Raw genomic sequence first — 23,775 nt, 5'->3', positions numbered from 1 at the left:
GTACATTTTCGTAACAGGTGGAGTGGTGAGTTCGTTGGGCAAAGGTCTTACGGCGGCGGCGCTGGGGACGTTGCTCGAGAACCGCGGCTTGAAGGTCACGCTGCAAAAATTCGATCCGTACCTCAATGTTGATCCGGGAACCATGAGTCCGTATCAACATGGCGAAGTATATGTGCTGGATGATGGCGCGGAGACCGATCTGGATCTGGGACATTACGAACGCTTTACCAATGTCAAGCTCACGCGCACGAACAATCTGACGAGCGGTCAGGTTTACCAGACCGTTTTGGACAAGGAACGTCGCGGTGATTATCTCGGCAAGACCGTGCAGGTGATTCCGCACGTGACCGATGAAATCAAGATGCGCATTCGGACGCTCGCAGAGCAGTCAAAGGCGGACGTGGTCATTACGGAAATTGGCGGGACGACGGGGGATATCGAGGGGTTGCCATTTTTGGAGGCGATTCGTGAGTTTGCGCTCGAGGTGGGCTATTCCAATGCGCTTTTTCTGCATGTGACCTATGTGCCGTTCATCAAAGCGGCGGGGGAATTGAAGACGAAGCCGACGCAGCAATCGGTGGCGAAGTTGCGCGAAATCGGTATTACACCGCACATCCTGGTATGTCGTTGTGAGCGGCCATTGGACAAGGATTTGCGGCAGAAGATTTCAATGTATTGCAATGTGCCGTTTGAGGCGGTGATTGAAGAGAAGGATGTGGATCACAGCATTTATGAAGTGCCATTGATGCTGCAGCGGGAACGCCTCGATGATTTAGTGTGCCGGATGTTGCACCTCGATGTGCCAGCGCCAAACATGACGCATTGGCAGGAAATTATTCGCAAGCTGATCGCGCCGCAGCATCGCGTGCGGATTGGTGTGGTGGGCAAATATATCGAGCTGAATGACGCTTATAAATCGGTTTACGAAGCGATTATTCATGGCGGCGTGGCGAACGATTGCGGTGTTGAGATTCACAAGGTGGATGCCGAGGACATCGAGCGCGATGGGCCGGATAAGATTTTGAAGGGATTGGGGGGGATTTTGGTGCCGGGAGGATTTGGTGAGCGTGGGATTGAAGGCAAGATTTTGGCCGCGAAATATGCGCGCGAGAACAACATCCCATATTTGGGGCTATGCCTGGGGATGCAGATCGCGACGATTGAATTTGCGCGCAACGTTCTAAAACTGGACAAGGCGCATTCGACGGAGTTCGATCTGAACAGCCCGCATCCGGTAATCGCGATGCTGGACGGCCAGACCAAGGTGACCAAGAAGGGCGGGACGATGAGGTTGGGATCGCAAGCCTGCCAGTTGGTGATGGGCAGCAAATCTGCGCAGCTTTACGGTGCCTTTGTCATCAACGAGCGACACCGGCATCGATACGAATTCAACAACGCGTATCGCGATCGATTTGAAAAGGCGGGGTTTCTCATTAGTGGCACCACGCCTGAAGGAAAACTGGTGGAAGTGATCGAGTTGGAAAAGCATCCATTCTTTATTGCGTGCCAGTTCCATCCGGAATTTCAAAGCAAACCACACAAACCGCATCCGCTTTTTAGAGGGTTCATTGCGGCGGCGCATGCCTATAGTCATCAGAGGCCACTATAAAGCGTAAAGCGCGGAGCGAAGCTCCTGCTGGTTGTGAATTATCCAGAAGCCATTCAATTTCTCTACAATCTCCAGGTATTCGGCACGAAGCTGGGGTTGGAGAATACATACCGGCTTGCGAAGTTGGCGGGTAATCCGCAGGAGAAACTTCGGTTCATCCATGTGGCCGGGACGAACGGGAAAGGGTCCACCTGCGCGATGTTGGAGAGTATTTATCGGCATGCAGGTCTGAAGGTGGGGCTGTTTACGTCCCCGCATTTGGTTGCTTTTGGAGAACGAATTCAGATCAATCGCGAACTCATCAGCGAGGAAGAAATCATCCGGTTGGTTGAGGAGATGAAAGCGTTGCTGCAGGAATTTCCTGCCGATGAGCATCCTACTTTTTTTGAGGTCGTGACCATCATGGCCTTGAGTTATTTCGCCAGACAAAAGTGTGACGTGGTTATTTGGGAGACGGGGTTGGGAGGGCGATTGGATGCGACGAATATCGTCACCCCCTTGGTAAGCGTTATCACCAACATCCAGTTTGATCACCAAAAATGGCTGGGGGATACGCTGGCCAAAATTGCCTTCGAAAAAGCCGGGATCATTAAACCGCGCGTGCCGGTGATCACAGCAGTGGATGACCCGGAAGCATTGCGAATACTTTTTAAAACCGCGCAAGAAAAGGCCGCGCCTTTTTCACTCATTACCTGGGCGCAAACGGAATTTCATCCGATGCAAGGGTTGACGCTTCCATTACTGGGCGAACATCAGCGGTTGAATGCAGCGACTGCGGTTCATGCGGTAATGGCTGCGAGGTCGTGCATTCCTGTGAGCGACGAGACCATTCGTAAAGGCCTTTCCGGGGTGAAGTGGCCTGGACGGCTGCAATTGGTTGAGCGTAAAAATGGACAAAAAGTTTTGTTGGATGGGGCGCATAATATTGGCAGTGCGGAAGCCTTGAAAACTGCATTAAACACCTATTTTGCAACCAGGAGGCCAACGTTGGTCATGGGTATATTGAGCGATAAAGATGCTCATCCCATGTGTGAAATCATAGCTCCTTTGGCGGGGCGCATTCTGCTGGTGCCCGTCAATAGCCAACGGACAATTTTACCTCGCGAGCTTATTCCGGTTTGCCGCAGAGCCAATCCAGACGTAGAGGTTCGGGAGTGTCGTTCATTGAAAGAAGCTTTGGACGTTGCGGCGGAGGATCCGTTTGTGGCCGTGACGGGATCACTTTATTTGATCGGAGAAGCAATGGAGCTTCTAGGCCTTTCCCCAGCCGGATGTGGTGAGCGTGGATTAAATGAATGGAGCGCCACTCGGCCAGCGTCAACCAAGGGCAGCAAGTCATGACTACGCGCCAAAAAGTTGAAGCGATTACATTCGATGTGGGCGGCACCTTGATCAAGCCGTGGCCTTCAGTGGGCCATGTTTATGCTAAAGTAGCGGCAGAGAATGGTTTGAAAAACCTTTCACCCGAGATTTTAAATCGTCAGTTTGGCGCGGCCTGGAAGGGGCTTGAGAGTTTCAATCACGGGCGTGAAGAATGGGCCGCTCTGGTGGATAAAACCTTTGCCGGAACCGGGACTGAACCGCCCAGTCAAACTTTCTTTCCTCAGCTTTACGATCGTTTTTCCGAGCCCGAAGTCTGGCACGTGTTTGAGGATGTGGTTCCAGCGCTTGAAGTCCTTGCCTCTCATAGGGTAAAGCTCGGGATCATTTCCAATTGGGATGAGCGACTGATTCCGTTGCTGCGCCGGTTGAAGCTGGATACTTATTTTGAGGCCATTGTCGTATCCTGTAATGTTGGTTTTCCCAAGCCTTCATCCATCATCTTTGAACATGCGGCCAGGAAATTGGGAGTCGCTCCGGAGCGAATACTGCATGTCGGAGACAGCTTGGACCATGATATAAAAGGGGCAACCACTGCTGGTTTTCAGACCAGACTGATAGATCGCAACCGCGAATCCGAGCCTTCGACCCGAATAAAATTCCTTCACGAATTGGAAGTGGAGGTTGCATGAGCTTTAAATTTCTATAAGACTGGCTAATGCATTTGGAGGGCAGCTTATAATCAATTAAGATTCATTGACGTGCGGTGATCTCATTATTAGATTCTCTCACGTTGGACTAGGCGTCGGAGATGAATTAGACAAGTTTAGTCCATTCCCATGAACATAACGAACGTTTTCAATTCTTCAGTAGGTAAGAAGTTCATCATGGCCATCACTGGCCTGGCGCTATTTCTCTTTGTGTTGCTGCACATGCTCGGCAATCTACAAGTGTTTCTTGGAGCTGAAGCGATCAACCGTTATGGAGCCTTTCTGCAGGGAAATGTGGAGTTGCTCTGGCCAGCTCGGATAGGGTTGCTCGTCCTGGTGGTACTCCACATTTGGGCTGCAATCAAATTATCAGCTGAAAACAAGGCGGCGCGCCCGGTGGCATATGCCAATTACAATCCAACGGCAGCAAGTTATGCCTCCCAAACGATGCTGATGAGTGGCCTGATTATTCTGGCGTTCATCATATATCATCTTCTGCATTTTACGGTTCAGGTACCGGCGGTGAACTTTACTCACAAGAGCTTTGTGGAGTTACATGATGCCAAAAATCAGCACGACGTTTTTGCCATGCTCATTCTAGGATTCGAAAGGCCAGTGGTGGTTTTGATTTATGTCATTGCCATGTTCCTTTTATTCCTCCATCTGAGTCACGGGATGCAGGCAATGTTTTCCTCACTCGGTTGGAAGAATGCAGCATATGCTCCGATGATTTCCCGTTTTGCGGTGGTGATTTCGTGGCTCATTTTTGCTGGCTACGTTATAATCCCCATATCCGTGCTGCTCGGTTATGGGCATGGCTACCTGGTTGAACATAACTATTTGCAGGAGGTGGCAAAATGATACTCGACTCGAAGATCCCCCCCGGTCCACTGGCTCAAAAGTGGGACAAGCACAAATTCGACATGAAGCTGGTGAATCCAGCGAACAAGCGGAAGTTCGACGTCATAGTGGTGGGCAGTGGCTTGGCTGGGGCATCCGCCGCAGCGACCATGGCGGAACTGGGCTACAACGTTAAGTGTTTCTGCTTTCAAGACAGCCCTCGCCGTGCGCACAGCATTGCTGCTCAGGGAGGTATAAATGCGGCCAAGAATTATCAGAACGATGGTGACAGCATTTACCGACTGTTTTACGACACTCTCAAAGGTGGTGACTTTCGTGCGCGCGAAGCCAATGTCTATCGGCTCGCCCAGGTCAGCGTAAATATTATCGACCAATGTGTAGCGCAAGGGGTTCCGTTTGCTCGTGAGTATGGCGGGTTGCTTACCAATCGCTCTTTCGGTGGTGCCCAGGTTTCGCGTACTTTTTATGCTCGTGGGCAGACAGGCCAACAATTGTTGTTAGGTGCGTACCAGGCGTTGTCGCGTCAAATCGGACTTGGCAAGGTCAAGATGTATCCGCGCACTGAAATGATGGATTTGGTGGTCATTGATGGGCATGCGAAGGGGGTCATCATTCGTGATTTGGTAACTGGTGAGTTCTCGACCCATGCGGCTGACGCAGTGGTTTTAGCCACAGGAGGTTATGGGAATGTTTTCTATCTTTCGACGAATGCCAAGGGCTGCAATGTGACTGCTACCTGGCGTGCGTATAAGAAGGGGGCAGCCTTTGCGAATCCTTGTTATACGCAGATCCATCCGACCTGCATCCCGGTGAGCGGAGATTATCAGTCCAAGCTGACTTTGATGTCTGAATCGCTGCGTAATGATGGTCGTGTGTGGGTGCCGAAAAAGAAGGGCGATAAGCGGCCACCGCAGGAAATTCCTGAAAGTGAGCGGGATTACTTTTTGGAGCGCAAATATCCCAGCTTCGGCAACCTGGCACCGCGTGACATTGCCTCGCGCGCGGCCAAGGAGGTTTGTGATGAGGGACGGGGTGTGGGCCCGGGTGGGTTGGGAGTTTATCTTGATTTTGCTGATGCCATCAAGCGTCTTGGCGAAGATACGGTGCGTGAACGTTACGGTAATCTTTTCGACATGTATGAAAAGATTACCGGTGAGAATGCCTACAAGACTCCGATGCGGATTTACCCCGCAGTCCACTATACCATGGGTGGTACGTGGGTGGACTATAATTTGATGAGCAGCATTCCGGGGCTCTTTGTGCTGGGTGAAGCAAATTTCTCCGATCACGGTGCCAACCGGCTGGGTGCGAGCGCCTTGATGCAAGGCTTGGCTGACGGTTACTTCATTTTGCCATACACGATTGGCAATTATTTTGCCTCAGCGAAACAGCCCAAGCCGAAATTGGAAGATCCTGAATTCAAGAAAGCATTGGAGAACGTACAGGCTTTGACGAAGAGGCTGCTTTCCATCAACGGTAAACGATCGGTGACATCATTTCATCGTGAATTGGGCAAACTGATGTGGGAAAAGTGCGGCATGGCCCGCACGGAGCAGAGCTTGAAGGAAGCGCTTAAAAAAATCCCGGAACTGCGCGCTGAATTCTGGAAGGACGTCAAGGTGACGGGGGAGAACAACAGTTTGAATCAGGATCTTGAGGCGGCTGGCCGAGTGGCGGACTTCCTGGAGTTTGCTGAGTTACTTTGCCTTGATGCTTTAACGCGCGAAGAATCCTGCGGCGGACATTTCCGGGTGGAATATCAGGAAGAAGGGGAAGCCAAGCGCAACGATGACAAGTTCGCCTTCGTGAGCGCGTGGGAATATCAGGGGCCTGATAAACCGCCCATTTTGAACAAGGAACCTCTGGTTTACGAGGAAGTTCATATGAGCACCCGCAGCTATAAGTAACCAGGATTTTGAATCATGAATCTTACACTTAGAGTTTGGCGTCAGAAGAATGCGAGTGACGCCGGGAAGATGGTGGATTATCCAGCCACGAATGTCAGTCCAGACATGTCGTTTCTGGAGATGCTGGATGTTGTTAATGAAGGGCTCATTGCAAAAGGTGAAGAGCCAATTGCTTTTGACTCAGATTGCCGCGAAGGCATTTGCGGGACTTGTTCGCTGGTCATTAACGGAATTGCACACGGTGGCCAACGTGGGACCACTGCCTGCCAATTGCATATGCGCTACTTTCAGGATGGCCAAACCATTACAGTGGAGCCATGGCGTGCGCGGGCTTTCCCGGTGGTCAGGGATTTGGTAACAGATCGCAGTCCCTTCGATCGGATCATCCAGTCAGGCGGTTTCGTTTCCGTTAACACGGGCGGAACACCGGATGCGAACTGCCTGCCTGTGCCAAAAGTTGATGCGGATGTGGCGATGGATGCAGCTGCTTGCATCGCGTGTGGGGCATGTGTTGCAGCCTGTAAAAATGCGTCAGCCATGTTGTTCGTCTCGGCGAAAGTTTCTCATCTTAGCACATTGCCACAGGGCAAAACCGAGAAAAATCAGCGTGTGCTGAACATGGTAAAGCAGATGGATAAGGAAGGATTTGGCAACTGTACTGTGACGGGATCATGTGAAGCGGTTTGCCCCAAGGAGATCAGTATTAACTTCATCGCGCGAATGAACAAAGAATACGGCGTTGCCTTGCTTAAAGGGTCTTCAAATCGGAAGCATACGAGCGACTAGTTGAATCTCCTCTCCGAGGAGAATTCAATCTGCCTCAGCCGCAGATTATAACACGAAAAGGCGAATGTTCAGTCCCTTTTCAGCAAGTTGTCGGATTGCATGGTCTGAACAAGATCTTTCTCTGCCAGAACCCAGTCTTGGAGAGTTAAAGAATCATGAGACAACTTGTCGCGGTATAGTTCGAAGGCATGTTGTCGGACCATTCCTTTGGTTACTCCAGGTGTAAAGGGTTCAGGCTGTTCCAGTGCCGTCTTTGTTTCTTTTTTCTTATGCATAACACGGATTTTCCTCGTAAGTCAAAATAAGCTGCATTGGTAGAGTTGCAACTGGGAATTTCTCGAGATAAGCGGACTAAAGCCTTATTCCTCGACGATCCTTAGCACCGAGTTACTGATGGCAATAAACAGATGCGAGTTCATTTTGCCAAGGTGGCTGGAATTCAAAAACAGAGTGGCACCGCGCCGTTATTATTTGGGGTAGTAGTTCCTCAAACCTCAGCTTGAGGTCAAAGTGAGCTGGGTGAAACTCCTATGGCGACAATGCTGCATGCTTGGACGATTTTTAAACCAAGGCGCCTGGCTTCTGTCATGACTTGTTCGGATTCTGTGCCTGGATTGAGCCAAAGCTCATCGCAACCTTTTTTGGCAATATCGGATAAAACGTTAAGAAGCGGCGCCGGGGGGAGATAAACGCTCACCATGTTAGGGCGCTCGGGGATATCGAGTATGCTTTTAAAACTGGGAATACCTTCAATCTCCATTTCTTTGGGATTAATTGGGTAAACTACAAAGCCTTGCTGTCTGAATGCGCGAACTGCCTTGTTGCCGTACTTGGCTCTATCTGTCGAAGCCCCAATGATTGCTACTGATTTCATTTCGCAAGTATCGTCCCTAGTCTGGCATGCACAAGGCTTCTTCTCCTCCATTACACTTTAGAATTAAAGTCAATGCACGTTTTGAAAATGCAAAATCTCGATAAATCTAGAAACGAAAAAGGCTCGGACTTCCGTCCGAGCCTTGCAATTAAATTAATCCTGGGATTACAGCAATATGTGGTTCGAGTTCATCTGGCAAGTCGGAGGGTTCTGCAGGTCCTTGATGTTATAGCTGACGGCTGCCGTTTGAGTAGAGTCCAGAGGGCAGGCAGGCTGGGTGCCGTTGGTGCCGCGGCCCAGGTAGGGCTGGATGTTGGTCAACACCGGGGTGGCGGTGGCGGTAGCCTTGGTTTCCAAAGCCCATTGCTGCTTGGCGCCATCGATCTGACGGAGATTGTTGATGCAAGCATTTTGCTGGGCCGTGGTACGGGCACGGACGAAGTTCGGAATCGCGATGGCGGCCAGGAGACCGATGATGGCGACCACGATCATGATTTCGACGAGTGTGAAGCCTGCTTTTGTTACCTTGTTGAGTTTCATAGTTTTTATGTTCTTTGTGCGTGCGGCGTGAACAAGGTAGCGAGCGTGTTATGATTATTACGTATTTTCGTTCACTGATTGCTCGCTACTACCGCAAACGCTTTTTAGCAGGCTCGATGCCACTCAATTGTGGAGGCACAATTATATGGAACACGCTATATACACAGTATTTTGTGTAAATATCTTATGCGATATACTAAAGGTGCTAAAATGATGTCTTCTAAACATGGTCAAATGTCTAAAACATGGACATATTTTCAATTCTAACAAAGCAACTTAGCGCCCTCGTATCTCTTATCTCACGCTTAAAAACAAAGGCTTGGGAATTTACTCCCAAGCCTTTGAACCCAAACCGCAGAAAGGAAAGCCTATTGGATATTGTGACCGGTGCCGTCGCCCGGGCTGCCGGGCAGGATCTTGCAGGCCGGCGGGGTCTGCAGGTCGTTGAGCTCGTAGCTGGTGGCAAAGCTGTTGCCCGAGTCCGAAGGGCAAACCGGGGCCGTGCTGGCGGTGCCGCGCCCCAGGTAGGCCTGCACATTGGCCAGGACCGGAACGGCGTTGCCGGCCGCCTTGTTCTCCAAGGCCCACTGTTGCTTGGCGCCATCAATCTGCTTGAGATTGCTGATGCAGCTGGTTTGTTGCGCCTTCAGGCGGGCGCGCACAAAGTTGGGAATGGCAATGGTGGCCAGCAGCCCGATAATGGCCACCACAATCATGATCTCCACCAGCGTAAAACCGGAGGCGCGGTTTTCTTTTATTTTCATATTTTTTTCTTTCAGCTTTACTCGTTCGCGGTTGTAAGTTCTGATGTCTTGGAATGCGTTAATACTATGCTCGTTCGATCAAAAAGTATTTTCGATCATTGCTTCTTTTGAAACACCCTCTGTTAATAAAAGTTTCATTTTGTTTTTGTTAAACTGTGTTTTCTGCCTTTTGAAAGGTGATCTCTCCTTATCGGTTTTGTAACACGCTTAACCTAACAAATAGTACAGCAAGCTGAGGATTGCCCGGAGTGGGGCAAAACAGCCTCTGGCCCATTTCACCTGTTGAAATGACTCATCCTTTTGGGGAATCAAATACCCCAGGGAATGCTCCTACAGTTTTGCCCCGTGCCGGATTAGCAGATTGACAATCTCGTTCTGCTCATTAATTTGCGCATAGTCCAGCGGGCTTTTGCCACTATAATCCTTAAGATTTGGATCTGCTCCGCGAGTCAGAAGCAATTCCACGATTGCTGATTGCCCGCAGATGGAAGCCATATGCAGGGGCGTGCGACCTGGATAATTCTTTCGATTAATATCCGCGCGATTTTGCAATAAAAGATCGACAATGTGAAGGTGACCCACCCGGGCGGCGATGTGCAGCGGCGTTACTCCGTGCTTATCGAAAGAATCCACTTTTGCCTTGTTTGCCAACAGCAATTCCGCGATGGGTCGGTGGCCGGAAATCGCTGCGTGATGTAACGCCGTCCAGCCTCCCTTATCCGAGGCGCTGACGTCGGCGCGATTCGCGACCAGAATTTCCGCAACTATTTTCTGGCCATAAGCTGCAGCGGCAAAAAGCGGGGTGGCGCCAATCTTATCCCGGGCGTTGACATCTGCTCCACTCGCCAGCAGCAGCTTCACTACGGTTTTATGACCATAGTTTGCCGCCTGATAAATCGGCGTTTGACCTTTGCTCTCCTGCGCGTGGACGTTCGCTCCACTCTTCAGCAGAAGGTTGACAACCTCACAATGCCCAAAGTTTGCCGCGAGATGCAACGGACTGATTTGCCAACGGTTCACCGCGTTGACATTTGCCCCTTTGCTCAGGAGCAGCCTTACCACGTCGGTAAATCCATAATACGATGCCATCTGTAATGGCGTGTGATCCTTCTCATCTTTCGTATTAACATCTGCGCCATATTGCAGAAGCAACTCCACAATATCGAGAGTCCCGCCCCGCGCGGCAAGTTGCAGCGCCGTGCGATGCTTCTCGTCACGCGAGTTGATTAGTTCGCGATCGGCCTGGAGCAATGCCAGCACCGTCGCTGCATTCCGCTTTACCACGGCTTCGTGTAATTCTGTCGATGTGCTTCTCAATTCACCTGTAATTATTAGGAACCAAAGTCACCTTGGCAATTTTTTTACGACAAATTGCTCAATTGAATTGTAAACGAATTGTAAAGATACGTATGCCTACTGAATTAAACCGCGTTTCACCAGCAATGCCTCGACTGCCTTATCCATCATCAATTCCGCCAGCGGCTTTGTCACTTCATCCAACTCCGCATTGGCTTGTTGTAAGGCCTTCGTGTCACCACTGCCTGTTGTGGCATTCTCACTTTCCAATGCTGTCTCAACTTTCTTCAAAGCCTCCTCCAACTGCGCCTTATACTCCGCATCCAACTCAGTCGCGCATTCATTTAATCCCTTGCGAGTGGCTTCGATCGTCTGCCTTGCCTTCAACGATGCCTCAATCCATCGCCGTGCAGCCAGGTCCTCAAACGCGTGGTCCACCGACTCTTCCACCATCCGTTGTACTTCAGTATCCTCCACATCCACCGCCGACTTGATCTCCACCACCGTTTGTTTGCCGGTCTTGGTATCGCGCGCGAGCACATGCAAAATCCCATCCGCATCAATCTCAAACTGCACCCCGATCCGCGGCACACCCTTCGGCGCCGATTCAAAATCGATAGTAAACTTCCCCAAACTCCAATTATCCTTCGCCCGCTCGCGCTCACCCTGCAGCACGTGGATTAACATGTTCTTCTGATTATCCACCGCCGTCGTGAACATCTCTCCAGCCTTAACCGGAATTGTCGAATTCCGATGAATGATCACATTCATCAACCCGCCAAACGTCTCGATCCCCAACGACAACGGCGTCACATCCAGCAACAACACGTTCCTGAATCCGCCCGACAAAATCTCCGCCTGAATCGCCGCGCCCAACGCCACCGCTTCATCTGGATTCTGTGACGTATTCAACATCGGCCCCGCCGCACGATGATACTCCGTGCCCAAGCGAACACTCCCGCGCGTTTCCTCAAATTCCGCGCATTCAAAAATCTCCGTCACCATCTGCCGCACCAACGGCATCCGCGTCTGGCCGCCCACCAAAATCACCTGGTCCAAATCCTTCGCTTCAACTTTCGCATCCGCCACCGCCCGCAAACAATGCATCCGCGTCTTTAAAATAATATCCTTCGTCAAATGTTCCAACTCGCTCCGCGTCAGCCAATAACTAAAGCTAAATCCCGGCGTCAAAAAGGGCAGGGCGATCTCCACCTTAGTCTCCGTCGACAACTTAATCTTCGTCTGCTCCGCCACCTCGCGAATCCGCGACAGCATCGGCAAGTCGTTGCTCGCATCGGGACCACCCGCCGCCTTGATTTTCTCGACGAGAAAATCAATCAGCCGCTTGTCCAGATCATCCCCGCCCAAACGGGTATTCCCATTCGTCGCCAACACTTGGAACACTCCGTTGTTCAATTCCAAAATCGAAAGATCAAACGTCCCGCCACCCAGGTCATACACCGCCACCTTCGCGCGCTCCTTCAGCTTGTCCAACCCATACGCCAGCGCCGCCGCCGTCGGTTCATTGATGATCCGCTCCACCGTGAACCCCGCCAGCTCGCCCGCTTTCTTCGTCGCATTGCGCTGCGCATCGTTGAAATACGCCGGCACCGTGATCACCGCGCGCGTCACCGGTTCACCAAACGACGCCTCCGCGTCCCGCTTCAACTTCTTCAACACCTCCGCCGAAATCTCCTCCGGCGTGAACGCCCGCCCATGAATATCAATCGTCACCGGACCCGCGCCTTCCCCCCGCACCGGATACGTCACCAGCATCTCCTCGCGCGCAATGTCACTGCCGCGACGCCCCATAAACCGCTTCACCGAATACACCGTCTCCGTCGGCTTCAACACTCGCACCCGATTTGCCTTATGCCCCACGATTGGTTCTGTATCCGCTCCCGGAAAATGCACCACCGATGGCGTCAACCGTTGCCCCTCCGCATCCGCAATCACCAAAGGAATCCCCGTATCCACCGTGGCCACCAGTGAATTCGTCGTTCCCAAATCAATGCCAACAATCTTGCTCATTTCTCACTTAATGCTGCCACGCACCCGCCATCCAGCAACCATATTCGCAATTCGCACCTCTGATTAACATTCCTCTTTAGAGCCATTGTTTCCACTCGACACCCGAATTCCGCCTTTCGAAATTTTTAAACCTTCCGATACCTACCGTTGCCTTCCGATACCTTCCGAACCCCCATACACGTATTAAATTTTCAAAGCGACCTACACCATCTCGCTGACCACCAGCCCCGGTCCAAATCCCATCCCGCCAACCTGCAACTGTAATTCGTTTTGTCATTCAAATATCCAGGATCACAACCCAAAAATAAAAAATTATGTCCCGTTAACTCCTGTTAGTTCACGGTAACTCGCGTTAACTCACGTTCGGATTCTTCCACTTCCGGCAGGACATCCCATTGGGAGGTCATGACAATAGCCCGGCACTTGAGTGCCGGGACCAATTCCTAATAAACTTCCGAGTCCATCGGGACGATTGACTTCCAGATTGTCGCAGTCCATCTCAATACCTGTCTCACTTTTTTGGAGGTTTTTGCGGCGAGTCATACAAATATTTATTTGTTAAGGGATAATTAGCGAATATCAGGTTGATTGTCAAATAAAAAGTGAGAAAAAGGAAGAATGCATTACATCCTTAGTGGTGATTGGTCGCATTTACAAATCTCCTCAAATGGCACCCTTTTCGTCCGTCTTCGATTTTGCAACCCTCCTCCCATTTTCCTGTTCCTTCCGCCCTTTTTCGGCTAACTTTTCACCCGCTGAAAATTGCCGGACAATCACCCCCAACGAAATTCAGCCGAAGAAATTCTGAGCCATAGGAAAAACGAGCCTGCTATGCTAATTGGTGATAAATCCACCTTCGCCATTGAGTCCGTCATCACGCAAGCCTATGAGCGACTGAGTTTCCGTGCACTTGGCTGCTTCGTGATTCATATCGGAGGCCGCCGTTACGGAGTTTACAAACCCGATGCCTCAATGCTCGCCTGCTCTCTTGATGAAGTTGAGCATCGCATTGCCCAGCGTGGTGGCCATACCGCACCCTTCTCAACCGAGCTAGATGCCGGCAAGATCGCTGACGCGTACGGAGACGCTACTTATGCCCCCGACCAGGAGAATGAACTATTTTTTGGCATACCCCACCCGGGGTTCTCTGATTTTTTCGATTTTCGTAACCAAAATCTGCGTTGGCACGGGGGGGACGAGACCTTTGACGATGGCAGCGTCATATTCCACTTCGATATCGAGGATCGCATACGCCTTATCGGTTTCAACAGCTCTGGAGAAGGTTACCACCACGATCCAGCCACTCTCAGTGATGTGTGGCTTGAGGCCGAGGAGTTTTACGACATTCTCCAAAATTGGCGGAACTCCTTCTTAGCAGAGTGGAATGCCTCATCAAAAATATCTGCATCGGAAGACGGAGCAGTGTCACCCATGACCTAACCTCCGCTCCACAGGAATTTTCCATGTCACGCACCCGCAAAGTTCTATTTCTACTGCTGGCCACCATCGCCATGGCCATCCTCATTATTATCGTGCGTTCAAAGTCCGCATCCCAACCGCTCCCCACACAAACCGGCCAACTCTCCAATGGCACCACCATCAGCCTGAAAAAAATAACTTACGGCACGAAACACCAATGCTTCCTCAATAAACCCAATTTGTTTCAACAATTTGTCCGCGCGCTCCCCATCCGCTACCAAAAGAAAGTTGGCTTTGGAAATCCAGGCTTCCAATTCGAAAGCTCTACCGGATTCGATACTCTTGGCATTTGGATGAGCACTCCTGTGCCCGTACCTCGGATGCGCTTGCTTACCATCGCTTCAACCGGTCATGAAACCACCCAACTCAATTTCATGACTGCCATCGTCGGACAAAGCCTCTCCAGTTGGGAAATCGTCGATTTTCCTCGACGCGAAAAGGAATTCACCCTGCGTCTGGAAGAATACCTCACCAATAATGTTTGGAAACCCGTCGTCGAATGGCACATCACCAACCCCGGTCCCACCACTCATCCCGTCTGGAATCCTCCACCTCTACCCATCAGTCACCAGGCCGCCGGCCTCGCCTTTTCTCTGACTAACCTGACCACCTACATCGGCACGAACGGTCCCGGAGTCAAAGCCATCTTTCTCGTCACCAGCAATTCTCTTCCCGTCACCGGCTGGGTCATCAAGAACGTGCATATCACCGATGCCACCGGCAACCAACTCTGGCAAAACCGGACCGACATCTTCAGCGGCGATGGCAAAATCATCTATGATTGCGGCACCCGCCTTGACCCGCGCGAAACCGCCTACAAACTCCACGTCGACTTTGAATCCTACGACGACCACCCCATGAACCACCCGCCTGGAGCCCCCGCCTTCATCCCCACCAAGCTCACCCTCGACTTCATCGCCAAACCCACCGCTGCCTCCACTCCATAGCCAAGGACGTTTCAGTTTTATCGTAGCGCAGGCTTTCAGCCTGCTGTACCGCCGATTTGCAATCGGCCTCCGCCCCGCATCCCTGACGCACATTCGCGCCCACGACCCACGACTCCGAATCTCGCCAGCAATCAATTATCGGGTAGGGAATGGTGCCCGTCTGGAAAGACCTGCGCCGCTTCCGTGACATCTCTCGCGACGTAATCAAATTCATCGTGCCAATCGCGTAGGCGACCAACGTCCCCTCACCTCGCGCCAGCGCCTACTCCTCATACAACCTCTCCATCTTATTCACCGCACGATTCTTCTCCACAATCTCCGCCACTTCCTGCCTCCCATTCAACTCACGCAAATCGTAGCGACTCCACATGGCAAAGACATATTTCTGGCTGTGCCACAACTCATTCATCACCCCGCCAGCGTAAAGCGAAGGCCAAAGATTCCCCCGATGCAACTCATCCCATTGCGCCCGTGTAAAAACCAAAATCGGAATATCCTGCCGAGGCGCATTGGCCTGCCACTGCGGATGCCGCAAAGTAATGATCGGCCCATGCCCCACAACAACCAATTTATCCGCCGCCGCCGAATACTTATCCCCATTCCATTGCTCCACCAATACCGAATACCCCCGCCAACTCTCCGGCAGCAAAAAAGTCAAACCATACTCCGCATTCTCATAACGAACCGGCGCACTTGCCACCTCACTCGAATCCTTGTGCCCACTGCAACCGGCCCCCAACAACGCCACAATCGCCAACATTTGTAAAAATTTTCTCATAAGACCTGATGAGTTGCCCAACCATTCAAAGCTAAGCCATCAACAGCCACTCACAACCGCAACTCTATTCCTTTAAATTCCACCCTCAACCGAAAACTCAATTCGCCACCCAACCAGCGATTTAAAACCTCGCGCCAGCATCGTGGGTAGGGCGCTGGTGCCCGTCCGGAAGGACCTCCGTGCGCGCCGCACTGAAATCGCCTGGGATCCTATCATTTCAACTGCCTCCATCCGCGTGCGCAGTCCACACTCCCAAAACCTCGCGCCAGCAACCAATTATCGGGTAGGGAATGGTGCCCGTCTGGAAAGACTTGCGCCGCTTCCGTGACCTCTCCCGCGACTCAATCCAATTCTTCGGGCTAATCGCGTAGGCGAACCACCAATCTTCAAATGTCGCGCCAGCAATCAATCAATGGTGGAATGAGGCTTCGCCCGAATTGAAGCACCGTCGGTGACTCTGTTCGTCCCATCGAGCTAATCCGTGAACGCGGCCTGCGATCCAACCGCACACCTCCGCCATCATCCCTCAATTCCTTCCGCCTTTCCTAATTGACATCCCGCTCCCGCATTGCTCAGTCTTGGCCTGTAGTCGGATTTGATGTATGAACACAATCAAGGAAACTCCCAACACGCGGCGAAATCTCCTGGCACTGATTGCCTTGGGATCCACGCTCACATTGCTGACCAGCATCGGCGGCGGGCTTATCCTGGCTCTCGGCCACGCACACGAAAGTGTCACACAGAAACCCCTTGTGTTCGGCTGCATGGGATTATTTTTTACCCTCTGGATGCTGCTAAGCCTTTGGCGCGGCGAAATTTCAGTGAGAGGGAGAACGATAATTTATCGCAGCAGCGACCCATTCGAATTTTACACCTGGATATTTTACTACGTAGTCCTGGCCACCCTCTTTATTGGGGCGGGAATATTCTTCTGGTTGCACCCCCATTTCAGCCTGATTCCAGCCATCCCTCTAGGTCTCGATGAGTGAAGCCTTTTACCCCGCAACCTGCCCACAATCCATTACGCCAACCGCGCAAGCGGCCAGTGACCCAATCCGGCCGCCAGGCACGTGGGTAGGGCCGCGTCACTCCGTGCGCGCCGCACTAACACGGCCCTGAATTCTAATCCAACTCTCCACTTCCACCGCGCACGCGATCCACGATCGCAATACCGCGCCAGCAATCAATCAATGGTGGAATGAGGCTTCGCCCGAATTGAAGCACCGTCGGTGACTCTGTTCGTTCCATCGAGCTAATCCGTGAACGCGGCCTGCGATCCAACCGCACACCTCCGCCATCATAACTCAATTCCTTCCGCCTTTCCCAATTGACACCATTCTCCCAAGGTGGCTCAATCCTTTATCGTCAGGTGACATTCCAGGATGAAAGCACTCAATACATTGGCTACTGTAATTGATCGGTGCATTTGGACGGTCGGAGTCTTTGCCATCCTGATTTACGCAGAGGAGCACTGGCCGTTGCCTTATAGAGTTTTCACCTTCTGCTTCCTTCTCGGATTTGGCGTGTGGTACCTTTGGAAGTTTTTTATTCAGCCATTCAGAGCGGGGTTGAGAGGTGCTAATGACGATGGAAAACATGGCGTTTAAAATATCGCCAAAGCCGACACAGATGGTGCATTCTGCGACTCTTAAATCAAACACCGGTGAAGCGGAACTCGTGATTGAATTTATTACACCCGCCAAATACACATGCCAACCGGGGTTTGAGTCATCCATCCGCTTAAACGGAATACATTGGGACGGCGACCACACTCATCCGTTCCAAACTGCTATCAACGGTCTTTGGCTCATGGCTGAGGATCTTATGGCGCTTCGTGATTACATTGTTAACTACATCAATCAGCCGCTGGATCGATTGAATCCTGAAGATTTAAAGGGAGAGTTTGAGTTGGCACGACTTCCAGACCAGAGCTTGCGCTTCCGTTTCGAGCCAGAGTCGGGGTCGAGTTCCAAATTGAATCCAGAGGTCTTTATTACCATGACCGCAGGCAGACTGCGCTCTGAATTTCACTTCGTGACCGATCAATCTTGTCTTGCCATTTTTGCGCGCGAAATGTCCGCGCCATTGCGTGGCTCACATGAAAACACCGTCTAAACAGTGCGCTCCAGATGACGCTTATTATAATTCCTTGCTTTAACCACTGTCCAATGCGCTCCAAATTCATACCCATTTTTATGTTTATTACCTTGGCGTTTTCTTTTGATCCTGATGATATCCCCAGGTTTTGGCGACGAAAGGCAGTGGATAGAGCAGTGGTTACTTGGATTCAAAATCCAACACCCGAGAATAAGCTGGCAGTTCAAGTGGAGAAAAATAAAGCCAGACATGGTCAATATGTAGTTTGCAGTTTGGCAGTTCTCAATTGGATTGGAATTATTGTTTACGGTGGACTTCACCAGAAGAAGGGTTATAACCCCACATAGGCTCTGCATGGAAATTTCTGACATTTACGTTCACGACGCCCAGCTTTATCGGGTAGTTGAGGACATTCAAACTAACACCGTGACCATGGAGGTTGATTTGCCCATACTGGAGCTTAATGAAGAGCAGAAACCCCGCCTTCTAGTTTTTGACGACGCTTACAATTATCAGGTTTTTGAGCAACCTTGGAGCGGTCTGATAACCATACTTGACATGCATGTCGTCGGTGAGAAAGGCGGTTGGAAACAGGTGCGTATTGAGACGAACGCCGGATACAGAGAGTTGTATTGCGCCGGAGTCCGAGTTTGCAATGCTGAAAAAGTCCCCTGACACATTGATTGGCTTGGTTGTTTATGCACGACCGGGCCTCTGATCAGCAAGCTACTGAGATCGTAGGTTACATGAACGCTACCAATAAAGTCGCGACGCAATTGCCACTGCAGGAGTTGTGGAACAACGACGGTTTCGTTGCCGCTGCCCGGGAACGCTGGCTCTCCGCAAAAGACATCACAAATCTGCTGCGAAACGGAGGTGCACAGTTTGTCGTCGCGGATGTAGGAACCTCTCTGCATTGGATTCCGATAAGTGAATGTTTCGACTTTTGGAAAAGAGAAGTGCAACCGCACTTGGCATCACCAGAATCCAAAGCGGCTTTGGGTAATTATCCCGACAGTTACTGCTACTTCGCCTCCGAATGGAGCAGGGGAAACCTGACATCACCGATTGTTGTTCTTGAGAAACAACATTGAATTGCATTCTCGCACAGTACAGATGCGCATGTACAATTCATCACCATGAAATTCCGGTTCGCAACCACCGAAGATTGTCCGCTTTTGGCAGAACTGAATCATCAATTGATTCGCGATGAAGGGCATCGTAATCCGATGACAGTTCCCGAACTGGAGCAACGGATGCAAGGCTGGCTCTCAGGCGAATACCGCGCAGTAATCTATGAGGATGGCGGAGAGGTGGTGGCTTACTCTCTGTTTAGCGAGCAGCCAGATCAAATTTACCTCCGACAACTATTCGTCGTCCGCCATCGTCGCCGACAAGGCTTCGGTCTTCAGGCTGTGCAAATTCTCCGCTCTCAGGTCTGGCCCAAGGGCAAGAGATTGACCGTGGATGTGTTGGTCGCCAATCAAGGAGGAGTCGCTTTCTGGCGAAAGATTGGCTACAAAGACTATTGTTTGACACTTGAGATACCACCAGACAGTGCGCTGCGCGCTTGACCGGACTAGTCGAGCGAACATTTCCTGCACCATGAGCACCTACAACATTCTCCATACTTCACTGATCTGTCCAAGATGCGGTGTCGCAGTCGATGCCACGATCGATTGTCATTTCGGTTACACTGCCGAAATGGCGGACCTGCAGATCGGAGACCGTTACCCGTGGCAACCTGGCAAGCAACCACAAAACGGCGGCAGACCAGAACACGGCACGGTTAATTGTGAGGGTTACATGGAGTGTGTGCATTGTGGGAAGGATGCGTTCTTGCGCGTGATTGTTCGCAATGATGTCATTATCGGAGTTGAACCAGATGCGCAGAGACTTGGACATATACCAGATTGATCAAGCGAACTGTCATGATGCCTCTAAATGGTTTGATCGGTTAAAAGATCACTTGTCTTGTTCTCTGCCAAGACTCGGAACATTCTCCTCCAACCGATGCCAGACGCGCTCCGCCACTTCCTCCGGAGGTAACGCTGCCTGTTGCTCCCAGGTTAGGTCTCGCATTTCCCTTTTGAAGAATTCAACCACCGGCATCGTTTCGCGTTCATAGCTTGCAAATCGCTCCCGCACGATTTCCGGTCGATCATCCTGCCGTTGAATCAGCTTCCCTCCGCATGAGTCACAACTTTCCTCCTGCAGCCCCGACTCAGTATAAACATTGTGAAGCGTGCCGCATTGGGAACAGATGCGTCGACCACTGAGCCGGTTTACTGAGGTCTGCGAATCCAGTTTCAACACGATAACCGCGCAGAGTTGCAGATGCAGATCTTTAAGCAATTGAAACAAGATATCGATTTGTGCAACGGAGCGCGGGAACCCATCAAACAAGACCAGATCGCCCTGAACTTTTTCCAATTTCCTGGAAACAACCTGCCGGACAATTTCCACCGGCACCAGTTCTCCTGCCGCCTGATACGGTTTGATTTGTCGGCCCAGCGGCGTGTCGAGCCGAACCTCACTCGCAAGCAGATTGCCGACTTCCACAACGGTGATGCGATTTCGTGCCGCCAGCGTTCGAGCCAACGTTGTTTTCCCACCTCCAGGCGGCCCCAGTAGCACGGCTGCACACTTGCTCTCATTCATATTTCATCCCTTAAATTCAGGAACCTATACCGAATGCCGAAAGAAATTTCCGGATGGCAGGAGGGATTTTGGTTTGAGGCAAGGCGGAGGCCGCAGGCGCTATCCCTAGATAGCGACCAGGCCGACAACGCCGCCTCAAATCAAAAGCACCCTGTACCCAATGACTAACGAAGTTCCCCCTCCCCAAGGCCATGGCTTTTTCAATCTCCACTTTCATCAGGCTTATCGCCTCTCTTTACCCGGTTTTTTTTCCCATTCCGGAAATTAATTTTGGCATTCGGTATATATAAGCCAAGGACCGCACGCATTTACACGTTGATATAGTCGTCCGTCCTTTGGAACCATATACTAACTTAAGGAATAAATTCGTCCTGTAAACCCCGGGAAAATGCCCGTGCAGCGGCTAATCAGTAAGCCGCATCTTCATTGGTGTGGATTCGTGGTTGAACTGCAATTTTCCGGCTCAAGCCGGAATCTGCTCCTCGCAATCGCGAAATCTCTTGGAAAGAAACTGCTGCTCCGACTTGGTCTCCGCCAGTTGCAGCGACTTCCGGAAATATCCGGCCGCAGCCAGCGGATCATTCAACTGTGATTCGAATTCGCCCAGCACAGCATAGAGCAGGTAATACGAATCCAGTTTTTCCTGGTTCTGAATCGCTTCAACCGCTTCCACACCCGCGCCCGGCCCGTGAATGTTTGCCACCACGACCGCGCGATTGAGAGCGATGACCGGCGAATGATCGAACTCCATCAGTTGATCATATAGCGCCAGGATTTGCCGCCAATCCGTGGATGCATAATCCTTTGCCGCACAGTGACAGGCCGCAATGCCGGCCTGCAGATGATACTCGGTGATCTCCTCACCCGCAGCCGATTGCGCGAGGTGAAACATGCCGAGTGCAATCATCCGTTGATCCCAACGCGTCCGGTCCTGCTCTTTCAAGCGCAACAAATTGCCCTGTCCATCCAGCCGTGTCGGATTGCGCGCACTGTTCAACAACATCAACGCCAGCAATGCATGCGTCTTCGGCTGATTACCCGCCGCATGTTCCGCCAGCAAAACCGTCAGCCGGATCGCCTCGTAACAAACTTCTTCCCGCACCAGTTTTTCGCCGCTCGAGGCCTTGTATCCTTCATTAAAAAGCAAGTAGAGCGATTGCAACACATTATCCAACCGCCGCGTCAACTCTTCGCCTGTTGGTATTTCAAAAGGGATCCGGGCATCGCGAATCTTTTGCTTCGCCCGCGTCAACCGCTTGGCAATCGCCGCTTCCGTCGTCAGAAACGCTTTGGCAATTTCCAACGGGCTGAACCCGCACAATGTTTTCAACGTAAGGGCGACCTGATCGTCTGCCGGAACCAACGGATGACAGCAGACGAACATCATTCGCAAGCCGTCATCCTTGATTTCATTGTCCAGCAATGCCGCATCCCCTGCAGAAGGTTCAGCCGACCATTGCTCCATGAACGTCGTGATTTGCGATTGCTTCTCGAGAAAGAGCTTTTCCCGTCGGATGACATCCAGCGCCAAATTCTTCGCCGTTTGCGTCAACCATGCGGCAGGGTTCCTGGGAATGCCATAATAAGGCCAGGTCTGTAACGCCCGGATCAAAGCTTCCTGCACCACGTCCTCCGCCAACTGCAACCGCTCGAAGCCGAAGATGCCCGTGAGCACGGACACCAACTTTCCCGCCTCGTGACGGAAGAGATGATCCGCCAACCGGGAAATGTCACCGGTTGGCGGCGGAGTTGTGATGTCAGCAGTCTGACTCATGCGCTCAAGCATTCGCACCGGCAAGCTGTCCCGCACCCGAGGCAAGTTCCAAAGCGCGCTCACGCATCATGCACTTCTCGGCAACTGGCCGCACTTCGACGATCGCGCCGTAGTCAAGACCGGGACATTGCCTGGCGATTTCCAGCGCTTCATCCATGCCATCCACGTGCAGGTAAAAATAACCACCCACCGCTTCTTTCGCCTCTGCGAAAGGACCGTCGGCCACCGTCCGGCCCTTCTTGCCGGAAACTACCTTGCCTTCATTCATCAGCGGGTGACCGGAGGAAACCTTTCCTTCCTGCGTCAACCGTTGAAACCAGGCCATCCAATCTGATGCCACCTGTTGAATCTGTTCCGGGGAAAGTTTGTCACCCCAGTTAGTGCCGCGGAATAACAACATGTAATCGGATTTAGGAGTTAGTTCGCTCATAGATAAGTATTGTTAGTGTGTTAGTGATATTGTCAAGCCGCCACCTTCAGCAATTTTTCCTTGGCCCGTTGGAAGATGGGACATTCCTCCAGCACAGGCCGGACTTCGATGGTCACGCCATAATCCAGAGTGGGCCATCCTTTTGCCAGTGCCACCACTTCCTCCAGACTGTTTGCCTCAAGGAGCAGATAACCGCCCACCGCCTCCTTCGATTCCGCGAAAGGGCCGTCCGACACCGTCCTTACTTTCTTCCCGGAAATAGTCTTGCCTTCCGCACCCAGCGGCTGGCCGGCTTTGTACATCCCTTTTTGTTTCAATCCGTCAAACCATGTCATGACTTGGTTCATCACTTGTTGAAGCTCTTCCGGCGAAAGACCTTTGTCCCAATGCGGCCCCCGGAATAACAACATGTAATCTGCTTTCGGTTTTTGTATGCTCATATGTTTGTCTGTCGTTTGGTCATTGATGTTACTGTCCGTTCAATGGTACGACGAACGAGGAGGCGGACTTAGGACATTGGTTTTGCAGCCAACAATGTCGCGTAATTCTTCCGGCAGGCATATGCGAGGAATAAATTTGCCAGGAATAGTGGTATCGCGATAGGCAGTCCTTCCGGGGTGAGAGTTGCGTTGGTCAGGAGAATATTCAAGGTAATGGGAAAGATCACTACCGTGGCAAGCGGAACGAAGCGTCCAGCAATGAAAGCAATTCCGCAAACAAGTTCAGTCACCTTTATCAAGGTCATCAAATAATGGGTGGCCATGATGCCTTCCATGAAAGTCTTAACACCACCCTTTAACTCAGGTTGTGGAACGAGGTTCAAGAGAAACACTATGGATGCAAACAGGAACATTAATCCCATCAGGACGCGGACAATAATCACTACGATTTTCATATTTTGCCTATCTGCT

At 51.4% G+C, this 23,775-nt stretch carries 27 protein-coding genes; 15 read left to right on the top strand and 12 right to left on the bottom strand.

What is annotated here, in order from left to right; genetic code table 11:
- The 6 genes from pyrG to CFLAV_RS26870 form a co-directional block, all read left to right on the top strand.
- Positions 1 to 1,609: CTP synthase (gene pyrG / locus CFLAV_RS26895; protein ID WP_007418043.1), on the top strand; the 1,609-nt coding region annotated here is incomplete at its 5' end.
- A 33-nt stretch (positions 1,610 to 1,642) separates the two neighbouring features.
- Entirely contained in the window at positions 1,643 to 2,950 is a 1,308-nt protein-coding gene (locus tag CFLAV_RS26890; RefSeq protein WP_007418042.1) for a bifunctional folylpolyglutamate synthase/dihydrofolate synthase, read from the top strand.
- Positions 2,947 to 3,621: an HAD-IA family hydrolase gene (locus CFLAV_RS26885; RefSeq protein ID WP_160164669.1), complete on the top strand. Its 675-nt coding sequence runs from the start codon at positions 2,947 to 2,949 to the stop codon at positions 3,619 to 3,621. Before CFLAV_RS26890 ends, CFLAV_RS26885 begins: the two co-directional genes overlap by 4 nt.
- Positions 3,622 to 3,768: 147 nt before the next feature.
- On the top strand, positions 3,769 to 4,500 hold the full coding sequence (locus CFLAV_RS26880) for a succinate dehydrogenase cytochrome b subunit (RefSeq protein ID WP_007418040.1): 732 nt from the start codon (positions 3,769 to 3,771) through the stop codon (positions 4,498 to 4,500).
- Positions 4,497 to 6,407: a fumarate reductase/succinate dehydrogenase flavoprotein subunit gene (locus CFLAV_RS26875; RefSeq protein ID WP_007418039.1), complete on the top strand. Its 1,911-nt coding sequence runs from the start codon at positions 4,497 to 4,499 to the stop codon at positions 6,405 to 6,407. The genes CFLAV_RS26880 and CFLAV_RS26875 overlap by 4 nt, the downstream gene beginning before the upstream one ends.
- Positions 6,408 to 6,422: 15 nt before the next feature.
- Positions 6,423 to 7,193 carry a succinate dehydrogenase/fumarate reductase iron-sulfur subunit gene (locus tag CFLAV_RS26870; protein ID WP_007418038.1) on the top strand — a complete coding sequence of 257 codons (771 nt, stop codon included), beginning with the start codon at positions 6,423 to 6,425 and terminating at the stop codon, positions 7,191 to 7,193.
- 505 nt (positions 7,194 to 7,698) lie between these two features.
- Here the strand turns inward: CFLAV_RS26870 and CFLAV_RS26860 are convergent.
- From CFLAV_RS26860 to dnaK, 5 genes are all read right to left on the bottom strand, one after another.
- Positions 7,699 to 8,067: a CoA-binding protein gene (locus CFLAV_RS26860; protein ID WP_040550358.1), complete on the bottom strand. Its 369-nt coding sequence runs from the start codon at positions 8,065 to 8,067 to the stop codon at positions 7,699 to 7,701.
- A gap of 165 nt (positions 8,068 to 8,232) precedes the next feature.
- Positions 8,233 to 8,607 carry a type II secretion system protein gene (locus CFLAV_RS33255; RefSeq protein ID WP_007418035.1) on the bottom strand — a complete coding sequence of 125 codons (375 nt, stop codon included), beginning with the start codon at positions 8,605 to 8,607 and terminating at the stop codon, positions 8,233 to 8,235.
- Between the two features lie 368 nt (positions 8,608 to 8,975).
- Complete coding sequence (locus tag CFLAV_RS33250) at positions 8,976 to 9,371, bottom strand: type IV pilin protein (protein ID WP_007418034.1); 396 nt, start codon at positions 9,369 to 9,371, stop codon at positions 8,976 to 8,978.
- A 330-nt stretch (positions 9,372 to 9,701) separates the two neighbouring features.
- Positions 9,702 to 10,688 carry an ankyrin repeat domain-containing protein gene (locus CFLAV_RS26845; protein ID WP_160164668.1) on the bottom strand — a complete coding sequence of 329 codons (987 nt, stop codon included), beginning with the start codon at positions 10,686 to 10,688 and terminating at the stop codon, positions 9,702 to 9,704.
- A gap of 96 nt (positions 10,689 to 10,784) precedes the next feature.
- Positions 10,785 to 12,698: a molecular chaperone DnaK gene (dnaK, locus tag CFLAV_RS26840; protein WP_007418032.1), complete on the bottom strand. Its 1,914-nt coding sequence runs from the start codon at positions 12,696 to 12,698 to the stop codon at positions 10,785 to 10,787.
- An 831-nt stretch (positions 12,699 to 13,529) separates the two neighbouring features.
- Here dnaK and CFLAV_RS26835 point away from each other — a divergent pair.
- Together CFLAV_RS26835 and CFLAV_RS26830 are read left to right on the top strand one after the other, a co-directional pair.
- Entirely contained in the window at positions 13,530 to 14,138 is a 609-nt protein-coding gene (locus CFLAV_RS26835) for an immunity 42 family protein (protein ID WP_007418031.1), read from the top strand.
- A gap of 23 nt (positions 14,139 to 14,161) precedes the next feature.
- Positions 14,162 to 15,124 carry a hypothetical protein gene (locus tag CFLAV_RS26830; RefSeq protein ID WP_007418030.1) on the top strand — a complete coding sequence of 321 codons (963 nt, stop codon included), beginning with the start codon at positions 14,162 to 14,164 and terminating at the stop codon, positions 15,122 to 15,124.
- Positions 15,125 to 15,386: 262 nt separating this feature from the next.
- Here CFLAV_RS26830 and CFLAV_RS26825 read toward each other — a convergent pair whose 3' ends face one another.
- Complete coding sequence (locus tag CFLAV_RS26825; protein ID WP_050785964.1) at positions 15,387 to 15,902, bottom strand: hypothetical protein; 516 nt, start codon at positions 15,900 to 15,902, stop codon at positions 15,387 to 15,389.
- Between the two features lie 602 nt (positions 15,903 to 16,504).
- Between CFLAV_RS26825 and CFLAV_RS26820 the strand changes: the two genes are divergently transcribed.
- A complete protein-coding gene (locus CFLAV_RS26820) occupies positions 16,505 to 16,891 on the top strand; it encodes a hypothetical protein (RefSeq protein ID WP_007418028.1) in 387 nt (128 codons plus the stop codon).
- 133 nt (positions 16,892 to 17,024) lie between these two features.
- Here the strand turns inward: CFLAV_RS26820 and CFLAV_RS37030 are convergent, their stop codons facing one another.
- Complete coding sequence (locus tag CFLAV_RS37030) at positions 17,025 to 17,150, bottom strand: hypothetical protein (RefSeq protein ID WP_272941498.1); 126 nt, start codon at positions 17,148 to 17,150, stop codon at positions 17,025 to 17,027.
- A 339-nt stretch (positions 17,151 to 17,489) separates the two neighbouring features.
- Here CFLAV_RS37030 and CFLAV_RS26805 point away from each other — a divergent pair, with 339 nt between their 5' ends.
- The 6 genes from CFLAV_RS26805 to CFLAV_RS35230 all read left to right on the top strand — a co-directional run bounded on the left by CFLAV_RS26805 (position 17,490) and on the right by CFLAV_RS35230 (position 19,916).
- Positions 17,490 to 18,017, top strand: a complete 528-nt coding sequence (locus CFLAV_RS26805; protein ID WP_150107617.1) for a hypothetical protein — start codon at positions 17,490 to 17,492, stop codon at positions 18,015 to 18,017.
- 80 nt (positions 18,018 to 18,097) lie between these two features.
- Positions 18,098 to 18,346: a hypothetical protein gene (locus CFLAV_RS26800; protein WP_150107616.1), complete on the top strand. Its 249-nt coding sequence runs from the start codon at positions 18,098 to 18,100 to the stop codon at positions 18,344 to 18,346.
- Positions 18,347 to 18,353: 7 nt separating this feature from the next.
- A complete protein-coding gene (locus CFLAV_RS26795; protein WP_007418024.1) occupies positions 18,354 to 18,674 on the top strand; it encodes a hypothetical protein in 321 nt (106 codons plus the stop codon).
- 71 nt (positions 18,675 to 18,745) lie between these two features.
- Complete coding sequence (locus CFLAV_RS26790; protein WP_040550352.1) at positions 18,746 to 19,093, top strand: hypothetical protein; 348 nt, start codon at positions 18,746 to 18,748, stop codon at positions 19,091 to 19,093.
- Between the two features lie 45 nt (positions 19,094 to 19,138).
- Complete coding sequence (locus CFLAV_RS26785) at positions 19,139 to 19,573, top strand: GNAT family N-acetyltransferase (protein WP_007418022.1); 435 nt, start codon at positions 19,139 to 19,141, stop codon at positions 19,571 to 19,573.
- 31 nt (positions 19,574 to 19,604) lie between these two features.
- Positions 19,605 to 19,916: a hypothetical protein gene (locus CFLAV_RS35230; protein ID WP_150107614.1), complete on the top strand. Its 312-nt coding sequence runs from the start codon at positions 19,605 to 19,607 to the stop codon at positions 19,914 to 19,916.
- A 48-nt stretch (positions 19,917 to 19,964) separates the two neighbouring features.
- On the opposite strand, the gene CFLAV_RS26775 is transcribed toward CFLAV_RS35230, so the two are convergent.
- The 5 genes from CFLAV_RS26775 to CFLAV_RS26755 all read right to left on the bottom strand — a co-directional run bounded on the left by CFLAV_RS26775 (position 19,965) and on the right by CFLAV_RS26755 (position 23,759).
- Positions 19,965 to 20,660 carry an adenylate kinase family protein gene (locus CFLAV_RS26775; protein ID WP_007418020.1) on the bottom strand — a complete coding sequence of 232 codons (696 nt, stop codon included), beginning with the start codon at positions 20,658 to 20,660 and terminating at the stop codon, positions 19,965 to 19,967.
- 463 nt (positions 20,661 to 21,123) lie between these two features.
- Positions 21,124 to 22,434 (bottom strand): RNA polymerase sigma factor, encoded by a 1,311-nt coding sequence (locus CFLAV_RS26770; protein ID WP_063816471.1) that lies wholly within the window; start codon positions 22,432 to 22,434, stop codon positions 21,124 to 21,126.
- Positions 22,435 to 22,438: 4 nt separating this feature from the next.
- Complete coding sequence (locus CFLAV_RS26765; RefSeq protein WP_007418018.1) at positions 22,439 to 22,864, bottom strand: YciI family protein; 426 nt, start codon at positions 22,862 to 22,864, stop codon at positions 22,439 to 22,441.
- 32 nt (positions 22,865 to 22,896) lie between these two features.
- Positions 22,897 to 23,304 carry a YciI family protein gene (locus CFLAV_RS26760; RefSeq protein WP_007418017.1) on the bottom strand — a complete coding sequence of 136 codons (408 nt, stop codon included), beginning with the start codon at positions 23,302 to 23,304 and terminating at the stop codon, positions 22,897 to 22,899.
- 68 nt (positions 23,305 to 23,372) lie between these two features.
- Positions 23,373 to 23,759 carry a DoxX family membrane protein gene (locus CFLAV_RS26755; protein WP_007418016.1) on the bottom strand — a complete coding sequence of 129 codons (387 nt, stop codon included), beginning with the start codon at positions 23,757 to 23,759 and terminating at the stop codon, positions 23,373 to 23,375.
- Positions 23,760 to 23,775: the final 16 nt, after the last annotated feature.

The organism is Pedosphaera parvula Ellin514, assembly GCF_000172555.1.
Taxonomy (GTDB): Bacteria; Verrucomicrobiota; Verrucomicrobiia; order Limisphaerales; family Pedosphaeraceae; genus Pedosphaera.
Note: the sequence above shows the minus strand (reverse complement) of the source record. Positions and strands in the feature narration are given on the sequence as shown.